We start from the raw sequence: 17,991 nt of genomic DNA, 5'->3' as shown, positions 1-17,991 counted from the left end.
GATAAGGAATACAGAGATTTTTGTTTGTTCCAAAAATGTTAAATTAATTTTGCCCAGGTACTTATCCTTATTCATTATCTTAGTCTTCTTATTTTTATTCGTCACACTTTAGATATATAAATTTACTTTTCCTGTAACTTTTGTTTTCATTCTTAGTGATCCCCGTACTTTAATCTTTGAGACAAGTATATTTATCCTTTTGTTTTCAAATAGGTTGTTTTTGTATTCAACCGCCACAGAAAAAGAAAAACTGTATTTTAAGTCACAAAATATTTTTCTTTAGATTTTGTTAAGCTTTTCGCTGTATAAATTGTATTTCAGATTACATTTATATTCTCGGCTATAGTGGTATTTACTACCTTTATTACCTTTATTAGAGAAAATATCATTACATGACTCAGTGATAATTTAAGCAAAACTTCCAACATGAGATAATACAGTAATCAACTACTTTTGCTAATCTAGAGATTAGTAATGGGTAATGAGAAATGGGTAATTAGTAATAGATATTCTTAATTATTAATTGCCCATTATTTCTTATCATGTAAGACTTTAAGAGTTATCGAATTAGCGAGATTACACCAAAAAATAGCCAACATTACAGCATTTACCAAGTTAGTGAGGTACAGATTTTTTTATCTTAGGGAATTGGGAATTAGGAATTAGGAATTGGTAACAGTAAATAAATTAGGGTGTACCTCATGAGACTGGGAAACGCTATAGAAAAGATACATTACATAAAATCACGACCTATATTAGGGGTTGCTGAGAAAGTCTTTTCGTGTTCGCGCAGCGTGACGTAAGTCATGGGAATAGGAGTCAGGAGGAGAATTAAAGACATTTTTTTATTTCTGGCTGCCCATAAAAGTGCAAGGTTTTTCAGACTCAAGACTCTATAACGAAAGCACCTACCGTCTTTTTTATGAGCCTTTTTGGTTTATTCCGCATCCCCTATATTAGCAAAAACCACGCGGTGATAGGGATAGAGGATTTGACTGTATCCGAGATGTTAGCTAATGGGAAATTATCAAAAGCTATATCAGATATGGGCTTTTATGAATTTAGAAGACAACTAGTACCGCTTCGCGGAAGTCAAAAGTCAAAAGTCAAAAGTCAAAAGTCATACTAGAATATAAAACACAACTATATGGCAGTAAGTTAGTAATTGTGGATAGATTTTATCCCAGTAGAGACGTTATAGATTTAGTAGCTAGAAGCATCTTAGAAGAAAAAGCAAGGAATTTCTACTATGCTCATTTGCCCGCAATGTCAATTTGAAAATCCCAATGACAATAAGTTTTGTCAAAGTTGTGGCACGTCTTTAACTTATAAGACTTGTCCTGAATGTGGGGCAGAAGTCCTTTTAAATAATCAATACTGTCACAAGTGTGGTGCAGAATGTGGCACGATTTGGTGGGCAATGATTACCCAAGAAACATCTGTCGTCTTTTCCGAATTTGGGGAAGAAAAATTAACACCAGATATAGGTAACACAAACACCCGTCTACAATTTGCGGTAGGCTCATTTTTAGATCGGGGACAACGCTATCAATTATTAGAACCTTTACCAGAACCGGAAGTGATAGCGGGTGGTACTGAGTATAAAGTCAAAGTTTTAGATTGCCAACCCTTTCACATTTCACCTATTGAGGCGATGCTGGAACATCAACCACAGGGTTTGATTGTGCCATCGGTGAGTGTAATTGGCATTCCTAGTTTGGCTCAAGCTTATGTGGCATTACAACAGGAAATGTCACCGGGAATACCCATAATTCACGATGCTTGGCAACAAGATAATATGCAGGTGGTACTGATTGAAGACCGTTCCCATTGGCAGTTGTTACTGAAGGCGTGGCAAGATCCAGCCACCCATCCACTACAGATTTTACACTGGTGTTATCAGATGATCCAACTTTGGGAGATACTGAAACCAGTGAATTGTCGTCAAAGTTTGTTGAAGTTATCAAATCTGCGACTAGATGAAGACCAAACACTGGGGTTGCAACGGTTGGATCTGGAAACACCTACTAAAAATTTGCCTACTGATGGCGAGCGGCCTTTAACTATCAAGTCTTTGGGAAGGGTTTGGCGCAATTTATGTCTACAGTCTCAACATACTCATATTGCCTCTCTTGTGGAAATTTTGGATGATTTAGAAGCTGGTAAGATTGCAACTGGGGAAGAATTGCGATCGCATTTGGAGGAAATATCCACAGAACTACAATCACCTTCTAACTCTGGTCTTGCTTCTACAGAGACAAAATATACTTCTGCGCCAACTTTGTTGCAAGATGATAATTGTCAGGATGAGGAAAGAAATGAAGATGCACCGACAATTATCTTGCCAATGCAATTAAGGAGTGTGGAAGATGTAGGACGCACTGATGTCGGTCGTCAACGTGATCACAACGAAGATTATTTTGCCATTGAAACCAAGCAGCAAAAGCTGGATGTACCTGGAAATCGCCATTTGCAAGCTAGGGGTTTGTATATTCTCTGTGATGGTATGGGGGGACACGCTGGAGGTGAGGTGGCCAGTGAGTTGGCTGTAACTACTTTGCGAAAATACTTTCAAGAAAAGTGGGTTGGGGAGGAACTACCAACATCTGAAATGATCGAAGCAGCGGTTTTGTTAGCTAATCAAACGATTTATGATCTCAATCAACAAGGACTGCGTTCTGGTGTGGGGCGCATGGGTACAACTTTGGTGATGTTATTGATGCAAAACACTAAGTTAGCAGTTGCCCATCTGGGAGATAGTCGTCTTTATCGCCTCACACCCAAGGGCGGTCTAGAACAAATGACTGTAGACCATGAAGTGGGTCAACGGGAAATTGCTAAAGGATTATCTCCCAGTGTAGCTTATGCTCGTCCAGATGCCTACCAACTGACTCAAGCTTTGGGTCCACGAGATGCCGATTTTGTCCATCCTGATATCAATTTCTTTGAGATTCATGAAGATTGTTTGCTGTTGTTGGTTTCCGATGGGTTATCAGATAATGATTTATTGGAAACTAATTGGCAGACTCACCTCACACCGTTGCTCAGTTCGAGTACAAATTTGGAATCAGGTCTGAGCGACTTGGTTGATCTAGCAAATGAATACAATGGTCACGACAATATTACGGCTATATTGATTCGGGTTAAGGTTTCTCCGATACAAACAAGCTAACTCATGCTAACTAGCTGTTAACCCTATCGGCAAAGTTGACATAGAATGGAAATGAGGTTGATAGGCCATGTCTTTACAAGTAGTTCTCTTTTCTGATAGATAAATAATTATGAATTATAAATTTTGATTGTGGTAACACTGACCCTGTTAGACACGAAAAATAAAACGCCGCTTAAACAGTGGAGTTTTCAGGGTTCCTCTGTGATTCGCATTGGTCGCGCGGTGGATAATCATGTTGTACTCAATGATAGTTTAGTTTCTCGGTATCATCTGCAACTTCAACAATTGAGTGCTGGCAGCAGCAGTGATGCTTGGCAGGTAATTAGTCAAGGGACAAATGGTACTTTTCTTAATGGTGTTCTGGTAACAAAAAGTACGTTATCCGATAATTCTCTCCTGCAACTAGCACAGGGAGGACCTATACTCAAATTCCAACTTGAGGATATACCGGAACTGACGGTTTCACCTTGGCAACCAATACACCAGGAAATTGAGAAAGTTGCAGTTTCCCATTGCAATCACGAAGGAAATTCCCCAAATAATATATTTTGTGTTCACTGTGGTCAACCGCTAACTGTGATCAAGCGAATTCGCCATTATCAGGTCTTACGCACACTGGGACAGGGTGGTATGGGTACTACTTACCTAGCTTGGGATGCTACAGGTGTAATTACAGGTGTTCCTCAACTGTTGGTGTTAAAGCAGATGAATGCGGATATGGCTAAAATTGCTAAAGCGCAGGAGTTGTTTGAACGAGAAGCGAAAACTCTGAAATGTCTTAATTATCGAGGAATTCCCAAATATTATGATTTTTTTGCCGAAGATAGGAAAAACTACTTGGCAATGGAGTTAATTCACGGACAGGATTTGGAAAAGCGTGTATATACTACTGGTCCTGTGACTCCTCATCAGGCGATCGCTTGGATGATTCAGACTTGCGATATTTTAGATTATCTCCATAACCAAGATCCACCTCTGATTCACCGGGATATTAAACCTGCTAATTTGATGGTAAGAAATGCTAATAATCAAATTGTGGTGTTGGATTTTGGTGCTGTGAAGGAAATTGGCACTGCACCAGGGACGAGGATCGGCGCTGAAGGTTATTGCGCTCCTGAGCAGGAACGAGGACAACCATTGACACAATCGGATTTGTATGCTATCGGTCCAACGCTGATTTTTTTACTGACTGGGCAAAATCCTGTAAATTTTATCCGCCACAGGGGACGTGGTGTTTGTTTTGATGTGAAAAATGTGCCGACAATTACTCCTCAACTCCGCGAAATTATTGAACGGGTGACGGAAGCTTTACCACGCGATCGCTTTCAAAGTGCTAAGGAGTTGGCTAAGGCTTTGATGGCTTGTTAGTGATTGGGTAATGGGTAATGGGTAATTGGTAATTGGTAATTACGTGAAATTCTTTTCCCAGTCACCAGTCCCCAGTCACCAGTCCCCAGTCCCTAATCTTCGTCCCAAGTTTCTACTGCTAATAGATCACCAATGGGATCTTGCATACTAAAGCCAAAGTCCAGGAGTTCTTGTTTCCAGTGTTGCCATTCATTGCCGTAGAGGAAGGCAATTTTCCAGATGCTATCGCTGGGCTTGATAATACTGGATTCTACGAGTGATTGCACATTGCGCTGCAATTTCACCATAGGGTGAATCACTTGCTGAGTCATAACCTCGATGTGGTTCAAATTTTATTTGTGTGAATACTTAGTTAAAACTGCTTTCCAGTTGGCATTTTTTACTGGTGCGCGAGTCCTATAGTTTGGCGAAGCTAGTCTTAACTTCTAGAGTATATCATAAATGATTCTGGGAAATTGCTAAAAATTTGGTTTTGTACGGTAATTACGACTAAAGGCAGGAGGCACAGGAGGCTGTGATATTTTCTTGGGGTTTGTGGGTAATCTCATAAATAGGAGAGGAAGATTGCTGTTTTTCTGTGTTTACCGCAGCAAGTATTGATACATGGCTAGTTCTGGTAGTGATTACTTAGAAAAACGTCGTCAGCAAATTGCAAGAAAGCAAAGAATTGTTACATATATTTCTTTATTGGGCTTCGGTGGTTCTATATTGTTTGGGGGGTTTAGTACGATTCAACGGGCTTGGCAACAACCGCAGCAATCGGTGGTTGAATCTGCTGAGACTGGGTTAGAGAAACAAATTAAGGGTTATGAGTTGGTTTTGCAGCGTGAACCTAATAATCAAGTTGCTTTGGAGAAGTTGTCAGTGATGAAGTTACAGATGGGGGATAATCAGGGAGCGATCGCTCTGATGGAACGTTTGGTGAAGTTGCATCCTGATCGGGAGGATTACCAGACTGTGTTGGCGGATGTGAAAAATAGAGCAGAGGGAAATAATCAAGCGGCTAAATAAGTGAGCTATTACGCATTTAAATTTTATGAACTAAACAAGTTTAACTCTTGTGAGGTGGGCATCCCTGCCCGCCCTAATATTTGCCCTAATATTGAATTGTTTACAATAAACTCAGGTGAATGCCATGCCATAACCTATCCTAGCTAACACAAACCTACACAATGGGAAATTATGGACACTGTGAAACTTGATATGAAACTTGATCTGCCAACTGATCTACCCACCCAATTACCAGACCATACTCAATTACCCTGTGAAGATGGAACTTTTGTGAAAAATTTTCAAGAACATCCTCAAAGTATTTTATTAACAGAATCTATTTGGTCAAGATTACAGGAAATTCATCCAGATAAACAATTTTGTATAGGTCAAGATAGCGGTATTTATTGGCGTATTACTGAGCCACCACAAAAAGGAGCAGAAGCACCAGATTGGTTTTATGTTCCTGATGTACCGCCAACTTTAAATGGACAAATGCGCCGTTCTTATGTGTTATGGCAAGAATTTGTCGCTCCTTTAATTGTGATTGAATTTGTCTCAGGTAATGGTGCTGAAGAAAGGGATGAAACGCCATATTTAGGTAAATTTTGGGTGTATGAAAAAGCGATTAGAGTACCTTTTTATGGAATTTATGAAGTGCAGAAAGCATCATTGGAATTATATCATTTAGTTGAGGGAAAGTATTATTTAATGTCACCTAATGAAAGGGGTCGTTATCTAATTCAAAAAATGGGTGTAGAGTTGGGTATTTGGCAAGGAACATATAAAAATGTAGAGTTACCTTGGTTAAGATGGTGGGATTTAGATGGTAATTTATTGTTAACAGGAGAAGAACAAGCTGAACAGGAAAAACAACGGGCGGAACAGGAAAAACAACGGGCGGAACAGGAAAAACAACGGGCTGAACAAGAAAAACAACGGGCTGAACAAGAAAAACAACGGGCGGATAAATTAGCGGCTAAATTGCGACAATTGGGAATAGAATTAGATGAGTAAATAGACTGCTAGAACACCGATGCATTAATCGTAAGGGCGTATAGCATTCGGACAGAATATGAACTGGTTTCAGCAATAGGTTATCACCCGAATGCTTCGCCCCTACAAGGTAAGTCCCTAAACCTTTGGCGGATATGATTAATCAATAACAGATAAAATAGGAGTGAATAAAATTATGCTCCCATTCACCACAGAAGAAACAATTTCCAACTCAGAAGAACAACTGATTAATTTTCCCACCCAACATGATCTCCCCTGTGATGACGATGACGTTATGGAAACTCTGCGACATAAATACCAAATGGATTTACTTTTGGAAACCATCTACCCTTGGTTAGAAAAACGTCAAGATGGTTTTGCCGCAGGGAATATGTTTGTTTATTTTAGTCCCTACCAAGTGAAAAAATATGATTATAAAGGTCCTGATTTTTTCTGTGTTTTAGATGTATCACAACAGGAAAGAAAAAGCTGGGTAGTTTGGGAAGAAGGAAAAACCCCTGATGTGGTGATAGAGTTATTATCAGAAAGCACTGCTAATTATGATAAAACTAAGAAAAAATTAGTTTATCAAGACCGGATGCGAGTACCGGAGTATTTCTGGTATGATCCTTTTAATCCTGATGATTGGGCGGGTTTTGCTATTGTTGAGGGAGTATATCAACCTCTAACCCGTGATGATAAAAATCGCTATATTAGTAAGAAATTGCAATTAGCTTTAGTGTGTTGGCAAGGTGTGTATAGAGGTGTGGATACGGTTTGGTTGCGGTGGGAAACTTTAGATGGTGAGTTGCTGTTAACAGATAAAGAAGTTAGTGAACAGGAAAAACAACGTGCTGAACAGGAAAAACAACGTGCTGAACAGGAAAAACAACGTGCTGAACAGGAAAAACAACGTGCGGATGATGCAGAATTAGAAATAGCAAGGTTAAGGGATTTGTTGAAAAATTCAGGTGTTGATATTAATGGTTTAGAGTAAAAATCAATAGATCCCGGACTTATTAAATAATTCTGGGATCTGGTTATAAACAATAAAAATGTAAGCGAATACTTACATAAAAACTTTATTGTCTGAATCAGGATATCCAGGATTTAAGGATTGACAGGATTTAAGGATTGACAGGATGAACTAGAACAATAGACATCTCCAGAAAAATATATTTGCCACATCTGTAAATAAGCTTTCTCCATTTCCCGCGCAAATTTCTTACCATTCCAGAGGGGAGATGTTTGTCTTGATTTTCGTAGTTTCCATACTATTTCTTGTCTTAATTTTTCATCCTTACCCAACCTTACACCCCACTCTACATACTCTTCATCACTCCAAGCTATTCCTTCAGTTACACCCACATTCATCATCATTGTATAACTATTACGGGCTGCAAATTGTTCTCCCACTCTGGTAACTATAGGTATTCCCATCCATAATGTTTCTAGGGTTGTGGTTGCACCGTTGTAAGGATAGGTATCTAAGACAACATCCGCAATAGCTAAATTAGCACGATGTTCTGTATCTAACGGTGCAGAAGGTAAAAATCTTAACTGTTTTAAATCAACTCCTTCTGCTTCCGCAATTGGGGCGATAAAATCTTGTAAATCTTGATAATTAGTTCGATGACTTTTGAGGAGAAAATAACTATTAGGTACTTGTTTAAGAATTTGTAATTGCAATCGGATATTCTGAGGATTACGTTTTAATCCCGTTTGAGAACTAAAATAAATAATCCCATCTTCAGGAATATCTAAAGATTCTCTGGTGAGAGTTGGTGTTCCTATAGTAAAACCATCAATACCAATATAATTTTCAGGCAGTCGCCAAATTTTTTCTGTGTAATAATCCTGTGCTGATTCTGGTAGAACATAGTGATCAGCCATAAAATAATCTACTGTGGGAAAACCAGTCCCATCATACCCTAACCAACTAATTTGAATGGGTGCAGGTTTCAAGGCTAAAATGGCGCAACCACCATAGGAAGTTAAACTATCTAAATCAACTAAAATATCTATCTCATCTGCATTAATTTTATCTGCCATTGCTACCATTGACAAACATTCTTGATGATAACGCTCACCAAATTCGTTCTTGTAAGCTTGTTGATGGGGGTCGTAAATATTCTCTTTTAAAGAATACAGATAAATATCAAATTGCTGAGGATCATGATATTTTAACAACCACCAAGCTAAGAAACCCACAGAATGAGTACGAAAACATTCTGATAAATAGCCTATTCTTAAAGGACGCTCACTCAAAGCAGGACGATGTGATTGAAAACGTTTTTGATAAGTATTAATATTTTCGGGAAAACTTTTCCACAACACTTGTTGAGATAAATCAGCTAATCCATTGCGAATTAATCTATTTTCACGTGGATTATCTTCCATGTATAACAAAAAAGCGCCAATGCTAAGAAGCTGAACTAAGCTTTCGTCGTCTGATTTGCTGTTGACAACATTAGATAAATATAGTTTATATGCTTGGTAAGCTTGAACTGCTTTTTCCCAACTTGCACAAGAAGTTAATAATGCGTCTAGTAAGTAATGGTAACCATTAATTTGATCAATTGGTTTTTGAGCAAGGGCTAAATATTTTTTCACCCAATCAATAGATTCTTTAGTATAAGCTGATCCTAGTCTTTGCAAAGGAGCAACAATTTTTCTAATGCAATCTAAATTATTTGGGTCTAAATGGAGAGCAACTTTTGCAAAGTAAATTGACATATAAGACTGAGAAAACCGATAATAAGCTTCGGCTTTTCCTTTCAGTAATGGAATAATGGTGTCAGATGTTGATAAATGAATTATAAATTTTTCAAGCAGATGATCAACAAAGGGAGGAGGAGTAACTGGATCAAGATGAACTAACTTTTCAATTACTTTAACTAATAAATTTTCGTCAAAAACAGGGGTTTCTGTTAGTTGAGATATAGTTTCAACTAATTGATTAATATTCGTTTCCAGATCCTCAATATTTAAGTCAGTGTTTAGTTCAATTATTTTTAAAAGATTATTAATATCATCAGGTATAAATTCTTTAATGTGTTGACGAATTACCCAAGCTAATTTATTGTTAGAATTTGCTTCTTGTTCTTGAGCAGAATGTAATAAAATTTCTGTTAATTCTTGCAACCAAGATTCTGACTCTTCTTCTCCAAATTCCAGAAGGGGAGTCATCCATGTAATTTGGGCTTCTTCCTCTCTACCCTCTAATAATAAGGCTAACCCTAAATACCAATAATTAGAAACATCTCTGGGATTTTCAGCAATATTTTGTTCATATTCTGGAATACTTAACAAAGTTAAAGCTGAAGCAACTTGATTATTTAACTGGGTAGTCATAATGAACAAACTGGAAATCGTTTGGAAATATCTTACCAAGTGAGATTACGCCTGATCTGAAAATAAGCTTAAAAATCAAAAGCATTGTAGGGATTAACGACTGTTAACCCCTACATAATGTGATAAAATCAGGTAAAAATGCTAGATGCACTTCCATTGATCTAGCATTTCCAACAAGCAAAAATTAAGTGTTATTTCATTTTTTCCAGACCAGTACAAGCTGAAGTGTTAGGAGTAGTGCTTAAATTAGGTGCAGCAACTGATGTTCCTGTCTGCACACCTGTTGTCTGACAAGCAATAGCTTCAGTTTGACCAGTAGTGAGAATGACTACACCACCAGAAAAACCTTTGAGAGAACTTGGGTCTTTTGTTGTCGCTAGAACAACTGTGCTGTTTACATCGGCGCTGGGTATTGTATAATTATAGAAATCTGTTGATGAAGGAATACCTATTTTGAGCTGGTCAAACGTTGTCGCAAAGGATGTATTCTTAATCCGGTATGACTGTTGCGCTTTGTTTACTGAATTTACATAGGTTTTTGCTTCTGATTGTTTAGCTTTTGCAGCTTGGTTAAGGAAAGAAGGTAGCGCGATAGCAGATAGAATAACGATGATGATGATAACAACTAATAATTCAATCAGGGTGAAACCTTCGTTTTCTTTCTTTTTACCCAGGATGTGTTCTAAGAATTTTGCTTTCAGTTCAGTTTTCATAGTAGTTTTCCTTCAGGTGAAGTATTGTTTGTTTCTTTGTACAAATAACTTACCCACATCTGATCAGTTTCATATCACCTCTAGCAAAAATTTTTTTACCATCTTGTCAAAAGTGATGAAAATGGGCTAAAACCTTTATTTAGAAATACTTTACCTGTATATTGTTCGAGTTTAAAAGAGTTAAATAATTGTATATCTTAATTAATCTTGTTCTTGAAGCAACGAGTATCAATACTGACTCAAATCAGAGGTAAATAAGTAAAGCTTACATGATTAAATACAGGTTTTATTTTGTACTGAATACACCGATATACGATATATAATACAAAAGTTTAAGTATTACAACTATTTACGCTTAAAAGCATCCATTACTCAACCCAAAAAATTATTATGTCTATTTTTGTGCAAACCCTGAAACAGCAAGGTCTTTTTGAACAAGTGTGGATTAGATTCTCTAGCTGTAGTTAATAATATCCGCCCTTATCTCAACAAATAAATTTAAATTCGTAGTGAGGACTTTAGTCCTCATGCTCCTAGCTTTGAGCGATAAATCGCTCACTACGAACCGCACTCCAGCATAATGTAATCAAAATCATGTAACACTAATAACTGCTTTTGCAACAGGTAAAAAACCTTCACTTTCTCTATAGGTTGCGCTGTTAGATGATCAAAAGGTTTTATTGATTATGTGTATATGTTGCAGAAAATATACATAAATTACTCAAATTCAGGCGGCCATAGTTCTGATACAGCCAATTCCCAACCAGGAAGTAATTCTGGTATAGTCAGAATATCCCCATTTTCCAATACCATTGTTGCTTGATTAAATCGGTAAACTGTTACAGTCAACTTATCAGGGTCAATTAAAATACCCACTGTAGCACCCAGTTGTAAAAATAACTGTATTTTCTCTTCTAAAGGTTTAATTCTGTCTGATTTAGACTTGATTTCTACTACTAAATCAGGTACTAACTCTACAAAGTCCCGTTTACTTTTTTTCAATCTTTCCGCTTTCACAAAAGATACATCTGGTGCGCGGAGGTTTCTTTTTTCTGAGTTATTATCTATACTTGGCAAAATAAAACCAGCACTAGAACCTGTGACTCTTCCCAGTTTACGAGATAGCACCCACATATTCAAAAAGGTCAGTAACCGACCTCCTATTTCTTCAGACTCGTAATCTGATGGACCCATAATTACTATATTCCCCTCTACCAACTCCATTTGCCATTCTGGATGTTCGGTTTGTAACTGTTCTAAATCAGCAATAGTCAGAGACATAATACACCAGAAAACTCTTCTTTATTTATAGCAGGAGTCAGTAGAGGTAAAGCATCGCTCAACCCTTACATAATACAAAACCTAAACTTCCTGTTGACATCTGCCAATTAAATCTGTATCTTCAAAGTATATACATTCAGTCCAGTTGTTTAAAGGCGGAACTTTAACAGTTGATATAGAGTATGACTACAATTGTCGCCAAATGGGGAAACAGTTTAGCTATTCGCATTCCCAAATCTATAGCTGAACAAGTGCAATTAACCGAAGGAGTAGCAATAAACTTGACTCTGGAAGGTAACAGTATTGTGATTACACCACAAAAGAGAAAAAAATATACACTTGATGAGTTGCTGGAGGGTATGACTCCTGATAAATTTCATCCTGAATTTGAAACTGGAAACGCTGTGGGGAATGAAGATTGGTAGTTTCTTATTTTCCCAACAGAGGAGATATTGTTAAATTAGAATTTGGCAATAAGCAGCGGTTGACTGCTGATTCTATTAGGCGTGCATTGACTCTACAAGCTTCAGGAATGTCTTTTGATGATATTGCTAACATCTTAAATGAGGAAATACAACAACAAGGACGTGAACAAATTGGTTATCGTCCAGTTTTGGTGATATCTCCAATTAAATATAATCAAATGGCTTCTTTAATTCTAGCTTGTCCCATAACTAGCAACCGAAAAGGGCTGAGTTTTGAAGTTCCACTGGTTGAGGGAATACAAACAAAAGGAGTCGTTTTAGCTGACCAAATTAAAACATTAGATTGGAGAGCTAGAAAAGTCAAATTTGTAGAAAGTGTGCCACAGGATTTAATAGAAGAAGTACAAGCTAGGCTGGAAACTTTAATTTTATAGTGTAATTTTATAGTTTGAACCATCAGACCCCCGACTTCTTTTTTGATCTTGTCTACAAATTAGGACTTACGCAAGATTGAACTCAAAACTTGATTCTTGTTTAGGGGTAATTCATGAATTACCCCTACTTCCGTTCTATGCTGCGTAAGTCCTGAAATCATAAATTAGGGGTTGCTGAGAAAGTCTTTTCATGAGGGCATAGGAGTCAGGAGTCGTAGGGGCGAAGTAGGGGCGAAGCATTCGGAAAATAACCTGTGATAAAAATTGATAATTTATCGCCCGAATGCTTCGCCCTTACAGGAAAATAACCTGTGATAAAAATTGATAATTTATCGCCCGAATGCTTCGCCCTTACAGGAGTCAGGAGGAGGTTTGAAAATTTCTTTGCCCTCTCTGGAAATCTCAAAAAATGCACGCTTTTTCAGCTATACCCTTGAAAAACCTTGCACTTATTTTTGTGTTTATCACCCTCTAACCTTTGATATCTCTGGGTTTTACATTTATTCAGCATCCCCTAAATTAATGTCAGAAGTCGGGGATCTTTGAGTTATGCTATACTAACTTAAACGTAGTCGTTATGAGTTTGTATACTAGTATGACAAATTCCAAAGTAGAAAACACAGTAGAAAACTTAGTAATTATCGGTTCTGGACCCGCTGGTTACACAGCAGCTATCTATGCAGGAAGGGCAAATTTAAAACCCGTAGTATTTGAAGGTTTCCAAGCAGGTGGTTTACCAGGAGGCCAACTCATGACAACCACCGAAGTTGAGAACTTCCCAGGTTTTCCCCAAGGTATCACCGGACCAGACTTGATGGATAACATGAAAGCCCAAGCAGAACGGTGGGGCGCAGAATTATATACTGAAGATGTGATATCAGTTGATTTGAGTCAACGTCCTTTTACTATCCGTTCCCAAGAAAGAGAAGTAAAAGCCCATAGTTTAATTATCGCTACTGGTGCAACAGCTAAACGCTTAGGTTTACCAAGTGAACATCAATTTTGGAGTCGGGGAATTTCCGCTTGTGCTATATGTGATGGTGCAACTCCTCTATTTCGTAATACGGAGTTAGGGATTATTGGTGCGGGAGACTCAGCAGCAGAAGAAGCTATTTATTTAACTAAATATGCTTCTTTGGTGCATTTGTTAGTGCGTTCTGATAAAATGCGGGCTTCTAAAGCTATGCAAGACAGAGTTTTGAGTAACCCGAAAATTAAAATACATTGGCACACCGAAGCAGTAGATGTAATTGGTGAAGAAAGTATGAATGGTGTGCAAGTGCGTAATAATCAAACCGGGGAAGAAAGCACTATTCCCGCTAAAGGTTTATTTTACGCCATTGGTCACAAGCCCAATACAGAGTTATTTCAGGGACTATTAGAACTGGATGAGGTGGGGTACATTATCACTAAACATGGTGGTGTAGAAACCAGTTTAGAGGGTGTATTTGCAGCCGGTGACGTGCAAGACCATGAATTTAGACAAGCGATTACAGCAGCAGGTACTGGTTGTATGGCGGCCATGTTAGCGGAAAGATGGTTATCATCAAAGAATTTAATTCATGAATTTCATCAAACCCAAATTGAAGGAACAACACCCCACCCAGAAACCCAGAAAGCAGAAACAGCAGCAGAATTTAATTTACAAGCAACAAGGCATAATGGGGGTTATGCTTTAAGAAAATTATTCCATGAGAGCGATCGCTTGTTGTTGGTAAAATATGTGTCTCCTGGTTGTGGCCCTTGTCACACCTTGAAACCGATATTAAATAAAGTCGTCGATGAATTTGATGGTAAGATTCACTTTGTTGAAGTTGACATTGACCAAGATCGAGACATAGCGGAGAATGCCGGCATCATAGGAACACCGACGGTACAGATATTTAAGAATAAGGAATTGGTAAAAGAAGTGAAAGGTGTAAAACAGAAAAGTGAATATCGACAGTTGATAGAAAGTAATTTGTAGGGACTGGGGACTGGTGACTGGGGACTGGTGACTGGGGACTGGTGACTGGGGAATGGGTAATAAATTTTATTTTTACCAATCACCAATTACCAATTACCAATTACCAATCACCAATCACCAAACAAACAATATGATAACTATTCAAACCAAAGAATCTAAATTATGATTCAAGCTTTACCTGAAACTAAATTAATAACTTTTGCCGAGTTTATAGAGTGGTATCCAGATACAGGAGTTCGCTATGAATTATATGATGGAGTAATTGTAGAAATGACACCACCAGTAGGAGAACATGAAGAAATTATTGGCTTTTTAGTTGAAGAAATAGTCACAGAATATAAACGTCTAAAACTTCCTTATTTCATTCCTAAAACAGCTTTTATCAAACCACCAGAAAAAGAATCAGGATATTTACCAGATATAATATTGTTAAATCGTTCTAATTTAATTAATGAACCTTTATGGAAAAAATCATCTACAATTAGTGAATCAGCTTCAATTCCTTTAGTAGTTGAAGTTGTCAGTACAAACTGGCGTGATGATTACCATAAAAAACTTGCTGACTATGAGGAAATGGGTATTGCAGAATATTGGATTGTAGATTATGCTGCTTTAGGTGGTAGAGTGTTTATTGGCAATCCTAAACAACCAACTATTTCACTTTATCAACTGATAGAAGGAGAATATCAAGTTAGTCAATTTAGAGATGATGATTTAATAATATCACCAACTTTCCCAGAGTTAAAATTAACTGCTAATCAAATTTTTCAAGCTAGTTTGTAAGAGTGTAGATTATAATATAATTTTCATGCAAGTATAGCAGATTGCAGATCAATGAGGTACAGATATTAATTAGACATCTCCAGAAAAGAAATTATGGAACTTATTTATGGGGGCAGGTCGAAGCTTATGGGATATCTAGATGTCTGATTTTTTTGTTAAATTATCGCCCATAAGCTTCGCCCCTACAACTTATGACAAATTAATACATTCTATTTTGGAGAAGTCTATTGTAAAACTCTTGTGGGGTGGGCATCCTGCACGCCCTTGTGTACCTCACTCAGATGAAATCTGCTGTATAATGTAAATATTCAGCCGTCATCAGGAGTCAAAACCATGCAAGAACAAATAACCGAGTATCAACAAGAACTAACAGAACGTATTTCCACATTGGTAGATAAATTATTTCAAGGAAGTAGTTTCTACAAAGTCAAATTAGACCAATATGAAATGACAGAAATGCTGATAGAATTATTTGGTAGATTGTCACCAGAGGAAATGAGAGCAATTAAAGAACATGATTTAACCAGAAGAATTGATAAAATTCTTGTGTTAGAAACTGTTGCAGGGACATTGAACGACTTATCACCCGAAGAAATAGCGATTTTTGATGCAGCGGTAGAAGGAAAATAACACTGTGAATTATTTACTAGATTCAAATTTTAATAGCAGCAACAGCAATTATCTTAGATTTAATTCTTGTTTCTAATGATTCCGATTTATCCAGAATTGAAGGACTTAAATTAGAAAATTGGTTATTGTAAAAAATTGGTTATTGTAATATATAATTTATATTTTTACAGCCGTTTCCTAAGTTATGAGGTACAAGGTTAACAGGCAAGATGCCTGTTCCACAAGGGTTAGAAAAAAATTACCATCATAATTATATTACCATGACTATTACAAAAAGCCGCATACCAAGATTTTTAAACTTTGCTAAATCTAACCTATCCCAGAGATTTATGTTGATAGGTTTAGCAATGACTTTATTTTTTATCTTTTTAGCCTTTTTTGCCCCAGTTTTCCAACAGTGGGGATGGTTACAAAACCCCAAAGAATTTTTAAGTAACCCTATTCATGAAGCACCTTCTTTAAAACATTGGTTTGGTACAAGTCGCTTGGGTTATGATGTCTTTTCCAGAACAATTTTTGGCGCACAAGCAGCACTGCAAGTAGTTATTTTAGCCACTGCATTAAGTATGATTGTGGGTGTACCCTTGGGAATGGTAAGTGGTTATTTAGGAGGAAAATTAGATAAAACTTTACTATTTCTCATGGATAGCATTTACACTTTACCGGGTTTGCTGCTATCTGTTACCTTAGCTTTTGTGGTAGGGAGAGGAATATTAAATGCGGCGATCGCCATTAGTATTGCTTACATTCCCCAATATTATCGCGTTGTGCGTAACCACACCGTCAGCGTTAAAACCGAAGTCTACATCGAAGCAGCGCAAGCAATGGGCGCTTCTACCTGGATTGTATTATCAAGATATCTATTTTTCAACGTTATTCAAAGTGTCCCCGTCCTCTTTACCCTTAACGCCGCAGATGCCATATTAGTATTAGGTGGTTTAGGCTTTTTGGGTTTAGGACTACCCGAAGATGTACCCGAATGGGGTTATGATTTAAAACAAGCTCTGGAAGCACTACCCACAGGTATTTGGTGGACTACCCTTTTTCCCGGTTTAGCAATGACTATCATGGTAGTAGGGTTATCACTACTTGGTGAAGGGTTGAATGAGTTTGTCAATCCTCGTTTGAGAAGAGAAAATAGATGACTGGTGACTAGTGACTGGTGACTGGTGACTGGTGACTGGGTGAGAAAAACTAAGTCTTTCTCCTGACTCTCTCTTGATAACTAACAACAAAACTGAGATACTTCTGTGAACGATAAATTTACTTTAATTGCAGCTGCTACCGGTGGTTTAATGCTTTCCGTTGCTTTATCTGGTATATTAAAAGGCGCACCGCTGATAACTTCGGAAAAATCTCATATTAAGTCTTACACTGTTGCTAATGTGCAGATTCTTACTAAAAAGAATTAATTCCTAATCCATACTAACCATCGTTCCTGTACAACTTGCTCCAGTAGAAGTTAAACTAGGAGCAGTAATAGGATTATTAGCTAATGTTCCTGCGGTTTGACAAGCAACACTTACAGTAATTCCACTTAAAAGAACAGTCACACCACCATTAAAACCTTTAAGCGCAGCAGCGTCATTAGCTACTGCTGTAACCGTAGTAGTATTAATATCTGCTGCAATGTTATAATTCTAATTATTGGTTACAGTAGGAATACCCAGTTGTAAAGTCTCTATATCCCCAGCGAAAGCTGAATTTTCCATTCTGTAAGCTTGTTGCGCTCTATTAAATGCGCTTATATAACCCACATTCCGCACCCTCAACTGTCACAGATCAAAAAAGCCATTAAAGTAGTACATAATAACTAAAGGTAACTTAAAAGTTAAGAGGCTTAATGAGAGTAAATAGCATTAAGCTGGGTATGGAGTGA

The 17,991-nt window shown here is 37.5% G+C and carries 20 protein-coding genes and 1 pseudogene; 14 read left to right on the top strand and 7 right to left on the bottom strand.

Going from position 1 to position 17,991, the window contains the following annotated elements:
* The first annotated feature begins 1,249 nt into the window (after nucleotides 1–1,249).
* The 3 genes from H6F45_RS02470 (at nucleotide 1,250) to H6F45_RS26855 (ending at nucleotide 4,691) form a co-directional block, all read left to right on the top strand.
* Nucleotides 1,250–3,172, top strand: a complete 1,923-nt coding sequence (locus tag H6F45_RS02470; RefSeq protein ID WP_190346373.1) for a serine/threonine phosphatase — start codon at nucleotides 1,250–1,252, stop codon at nucleotides 3,170–3,172.
* 129 nt (nucleotides 3,173–3,301) lie between these two features.
* Entirely contained in the window at nucleotides 3,302–4,540 is a 1,239-nt protein-coding gene (locus H6F45_RS02465; protein ID WP_096565287.1) for a protein kinase, read from the top strand.
* Nucleotides 4,541–4,565: 25 nt separating this feature from the next.
* Nucleotides 4,566–4,691, top strand: a complete 126-nt coding sequence (locus tag H6F45_RS26855) for a hypothetical protein (protein ID WP_277876949.1) — start codon at nucleotides 4,566–4,568, stop codon at nucleotides 4,689–4,691.
* Here H6F45_RS26855 and H6F45_RS02460 read toward each other — a convergent pair.
* Entirely contained in the window at nucleotides 4,633–4,851 is a 219-nt protein-coding gene (locus H6F45_RS02460; protein WP_096565289.1) for a DUF4327 family protein, read from the bottom strand. The genes H6F45_RS26855 and H6F45_RS02460 overlap by 59 nt on opposite strands.
* A gap of 292 nt (nucleotides 4,852–5,143) precedes the next feature.
* Between H6F45_RS02460 and H6F45_RS02455 the strand changes: the two genes are divergently transcribed.
* The 3 genes from H6F45_RS02455 (at nucleotide 5,144) to H6F45_RS02445 (ending at nucleotide 7,523) form a co-directional block, all read left to right on the top strand.
* Nucleotides 5,144–5,551, top strand: a complete 408-nt coding sequence (locus tag H6F45_RS02455; protein ID WP_137667533.1) for a tetratricopeptide repeat protein — start codon at nucleotides 5,144–5,146, stop codon at nucleotides 5,549–5,551.
* A gap of 171 nt (nucleotides 5,552–5,722) precedes the next feature.
* A complete protein-coding gene (locus tag H6F45_RS02450; protein ID WP_096565293.1) occupies nucleotides 5,723–6,547 on the top strand; it encodes a Uma2 family endonuclease in 825 nt (274 codons plus the stop codon).
* 175 nt (nucleotides 6,548–6,722) lie between these two features.
* The gene (locus H6F45_RS02445) at nucleotides 6,723–7,523 is read left to right on the top strand and encodes a Uma2 family endonuclease (RefSeq protein ID WP_190346372.1); all 801 of its coding nucleotides are present in this window, start codon (nucleotides 6,723–6,725) and stop codon (nucleotides 7,521–7,523) included.
* Between the two features lie 113 nt (nucleotides 7,524–7,636).
* Here H6F45_RS02445 and H6F45_RS02440 read toward each other — a convergent pair whose 3' ends face one another.
* The 3 genes from H6F45_RS02440 to H6F45_RS02430 all read right to left on the bottom strand — a co-directional run bounded on the left by H6F45_RS02440 (nucleotide 7,637) and on the right by H6F45_RS02430 (nucleotide 11,874).
* Nucleotides 7,637–9,880, bottom strand: coding sequence for a hypothetical protein (locus H6F45_RS02440; RefSeq protein ID WP_190346371.1), 2,244 nt, complete (start codon nucleotides 9,878–9,880; stop codon nucleotides 7,637–7,639).
* Between the two features lie 191 nt (nucleotides 9,881–10,071).
* Nucleotides 10,072–10,593, bottom strand: coding sequence for a type IV pilin-like G/H family protein (locus H6F45_RS02435; RefSeq protein WP_190346370.1), 522 nt, complete (start codon nucleotides 10,591–10,593; stop codon nucleotides 10,072–10,074).
* Between the two features lie 717 nt (nucleotides 10,594–11,310).
* The gene (locus tag H6F45_RS02430) at nucleotides 11,311–11,874 is read right to left on the bottom strand and encodes a Uma2 family endonuclease (RefSeq protein ID WP_137667529.1); all 564 of its coding nucleotides are present in this window, start codon (nucleotides 11,872–11,874) and stop codon (nucleotides 11,311–11,313) included.
* A gap of 182 nt (nucleotides 11,875–12,056) precedes the next feature.
* On the opposite strand from H6F45_RS02430, the gene H6F45_RS02425 reads away from it, so the two are divergent.
* The 7 genes and pseudogenes from H6F45_RS02425 to H6F45_RS02400 all read left to right on the top strand — a co-directional run bounded on the left by H6F45_RS02425 (nucleotide 12,057) and on the right by H6F45_RS02400 (nucleotide 17,257).
* The gene (locus H6F45_RS02425; protein ID WP_096565304.1) at nucleotides 12,057–12,299 is read left to right on the top strand and encodes an AbrB/MazE/SpoVT family DNA-binding domain-containing protein; all 243 of its coding nucleotides are present in this window, start codon (nucleotides 12,057–12,059) and stop codon (nucleotides 12,297–12,299) included.
* A complete protein-coding gene (locus H6F45_RS02420) occupies nucleotides 12,293–12,733 on the top strand; it encodes a type II toxin-antitoxin system PemK/MazF family toxin (protein WP_137667528.1) in 441 nt (146 codons plus the stop codon). The genes H6F45_RS02425 and H6F45_RS02420 overlap by 7 nt, the downstream gene beginning before the upstream one ends.
* Nucleotides 12,734–13,328: 595 nt before the next feature.
* Complete coding sequence (trxB, locus tag H6F45_RS02415; protein ID WP_190346369.1) at nucleotides 13,329–14,699, top strand: thioredoxin-disulfide reductase; 1,371 nt, start codon at nucleotides 13,329–13,331, stop codon at nucleotides 14,697–14,699.
* 162 nt (nucleotides 14,700–14,861) lie between these two features.
* On the top strand, nucleotides 14,862–15,482 hold the full coding sequence (locus H6F45_RS02410; protein ID WP_190346368.1) for a Uma2 family endonuclease: 621 nt from the start codon (nucleotides 14,862–14,864) through the stop codon (nucleotides 15,480–15,482).
* A gap of 333 nt (nucleotides 15,483–15,815) precedes the next feature.
* A complete protein-coding gene (locus tag H6F45_RS02405) occupies nucleotides 15,816–16,112 on the top strand; it encodes a hypothetical protein (RefSeq protein ID WP_190346367.1) in 297 nt (98 codons plus the stop codon).
* A 26-nt stretch (nucleotides 16,113–16,138) separates the two neighbouring features.
* Nucleotides 16,139–16,243, top strand: a pseudogene (locus H6F45_RS26330) (VapC toxin family PIN domain ribonuclease); the annotation flags it as partial.
* A gap of 129 nt (nucleotides 16,244–16,372) precedes the next feature.
* Complete coding sequence (locus H6F45_RS02400; RefSeq protein ID WP_137666991.1) at nucleotides 16,373–17,257, top strand: ABC transporter permease; 885 nt, start codon at nucleotides 16,373–16,375, stop codon at nucleotides 17,255–17,257.
* Here H6F45_RS02400 and H6F45_RS02395 read toward each other — a convergent pair.
* Nucleotides 17,198–17,347, bottom strand: a complete 150-nt coding sequence (locus H6F45_RS02395; protein ID WP_190346366.1) for a hypothetical protein — start codon at nucleotides 17,345–17,347, stop codon at nucleotides 17,198–17,200. The two genes, H6F45_RS02400 and H6F45_RS02395, sit on opposite strands and share 60 nt — an antisense overlap.
* A gap of 15 nt (nucleotides 17,348–17,362) precedes the next feature.
* Here H6F45_RS02395 and H6F45_RS02390 point away from each other — a divergent pair, with 15 nt between their 5' ends.
* Nucleotides 17,363–17,524 (top strand): hypothetical protein, encoded by a 162-nt coding sequence (locus H6F45_RS02390; protein WP_187041981.1) that lies wholly within the window; start codon nucleotides 17,363–17,365, stop codon nucleotides 17,522–17,524.
* A gap of 3 nt (nucleotides 17,525–17,527) precedes the next feature.
* Here the strand turns inward: H6F45_RS02390 and H6F45_RS02385 are convergent, their stop codons facing one another.
* On the bottom strand, nucleotides 17,528–17,665 hold the full coding sequence (locus H6F45_RS02385) for a hypothetical protein (RefSeq protein ID WP_162501860.1): 138 nt from the start codon (nucleotides 17,663–17,665) through the stop codon (nucleotides 17,528–17,530).
* A gap of 87 nt (nucleotides 17,666–17,752) precedes the next feature.
* Nucleotides 17,753–17,869 (bottom strand): type IV pilin-like G/H family protein, encoded by a 117-nt coding sequence (locus tag H6F45_RS26850; RefSeq protein ID WP_199301740.1) that lies wholly within the window; start codon nucleotides 17,867–17,869, stop codon nucleotides 17,753–17,755.
* Nucleotides 17,870–17,991 lie beyond the last annotated feature (122 nt).

The sequence above is a fragment of the Sphaerospermopsis sp. FACHB-1194 genome (genome assembly GCF_014696235.1).
In the GTDB taxonomy this organism is placed as follows: domain Bacteria; phylum Cyanobacteriota; class Cyanobacteriia; order Cyanobacteriales; family Nostocaceae; genus Sphaerospermopsis; species Sphaerospermopsis kisseleviana.
This window is presented reverse-complemented; position numbering and strand designations above follow the sequence as displayed.

Bases quoted from the DNA above. Each gene is read 5' to 3' on its own strand.
- H6F45_RS02470 (WP_190346373.1), top strand. From the start codon at position 1,250: ATGCTCATTTGCCCGCAATGTCAATTTGAAAATCCCAATGACAATAAG.
- H6F45_RS02460 (WP_096565289.1), bottom strand. From the start codon at position 4,851: ATGACTCAGCAAGTGATTCACCCTATGGTGAAATTGCAGCGCAATGTG.
- H6F45_RS02455 (WP_137667533.1), top strand. From the start codon at position 5,144: ATGGCTAGTTCTGGTAGTGATTACTTAGAAAAACGTCGTCAGCAAATT.
- H6F45_RS02450 (WP_096565293.1), top strand. From the start codon at position 5,723: ATGGACACTGTGAAACTTGATATGAAACTTGATCTGCCAACTGATCTA.
- H6F45_RS02445 (WP_190346372.1), top strand. From the start codon at position 6,723: ATGCTCCCATTCACCACAGAAGAAACAATTTCCAACTCAGAAGAACAA.
- H6F45_RS02440 (WP_190346371.1), bottom strand. From the start codon at position 9,880: ATGACTACCCAGTTAAATAATCAAGTTGCTTCAGCTTTAACTTTGTTA.
- H6F45_RS02435 (WP_190346370.1), bottom strand. From the start codon at position 10,593: ATGAAAACTGAACTGAAAGCAAAATTCTTAGAACACATCCTGGGTAAA.
- H6F45_RS02430 (WP_137667529.1), bottom strand. From the start codon at position 11,874: ATGTCTCTGACTATTGCTGATTTAGAACAGTTACAAACCGAACATCCA.
- H6F45_RS02425 (WP_096565304.1), top strand. From the start codon at position 12,057: ATGACTACAATTGTCGCCAAATGGGGAAACAGTTTAGCTATTCGCATT.
- trxB (WP_190346369.1), top strand. From the start codon at position 13,329: ATGACAAATTCCAAAGTAGAAAACACAGTAGAAAACTTAGTAATTATC.
- H6F45_RS02410 (WP_190346368.1), top strand. From the start codon at position 14,862: ATGATTCAAGCTTTACCTGAAACTAAATTAATAACTTTTGCCGAGTTT.
- H6F45_RS02405 (WP_190346367.1), top strand. From the start codon at position 15,816: ATGCAAGAACAAATAACCGAGTATCAACAAGAACTAACAGAACGTATT.
- H6F45_RS02400 (WP_137666991.1), top strand. From the start codon at position 16,373: ATGACTATTACAAAAAGCCGCATACCAAGATTTTTAAACTTTGCTAAA.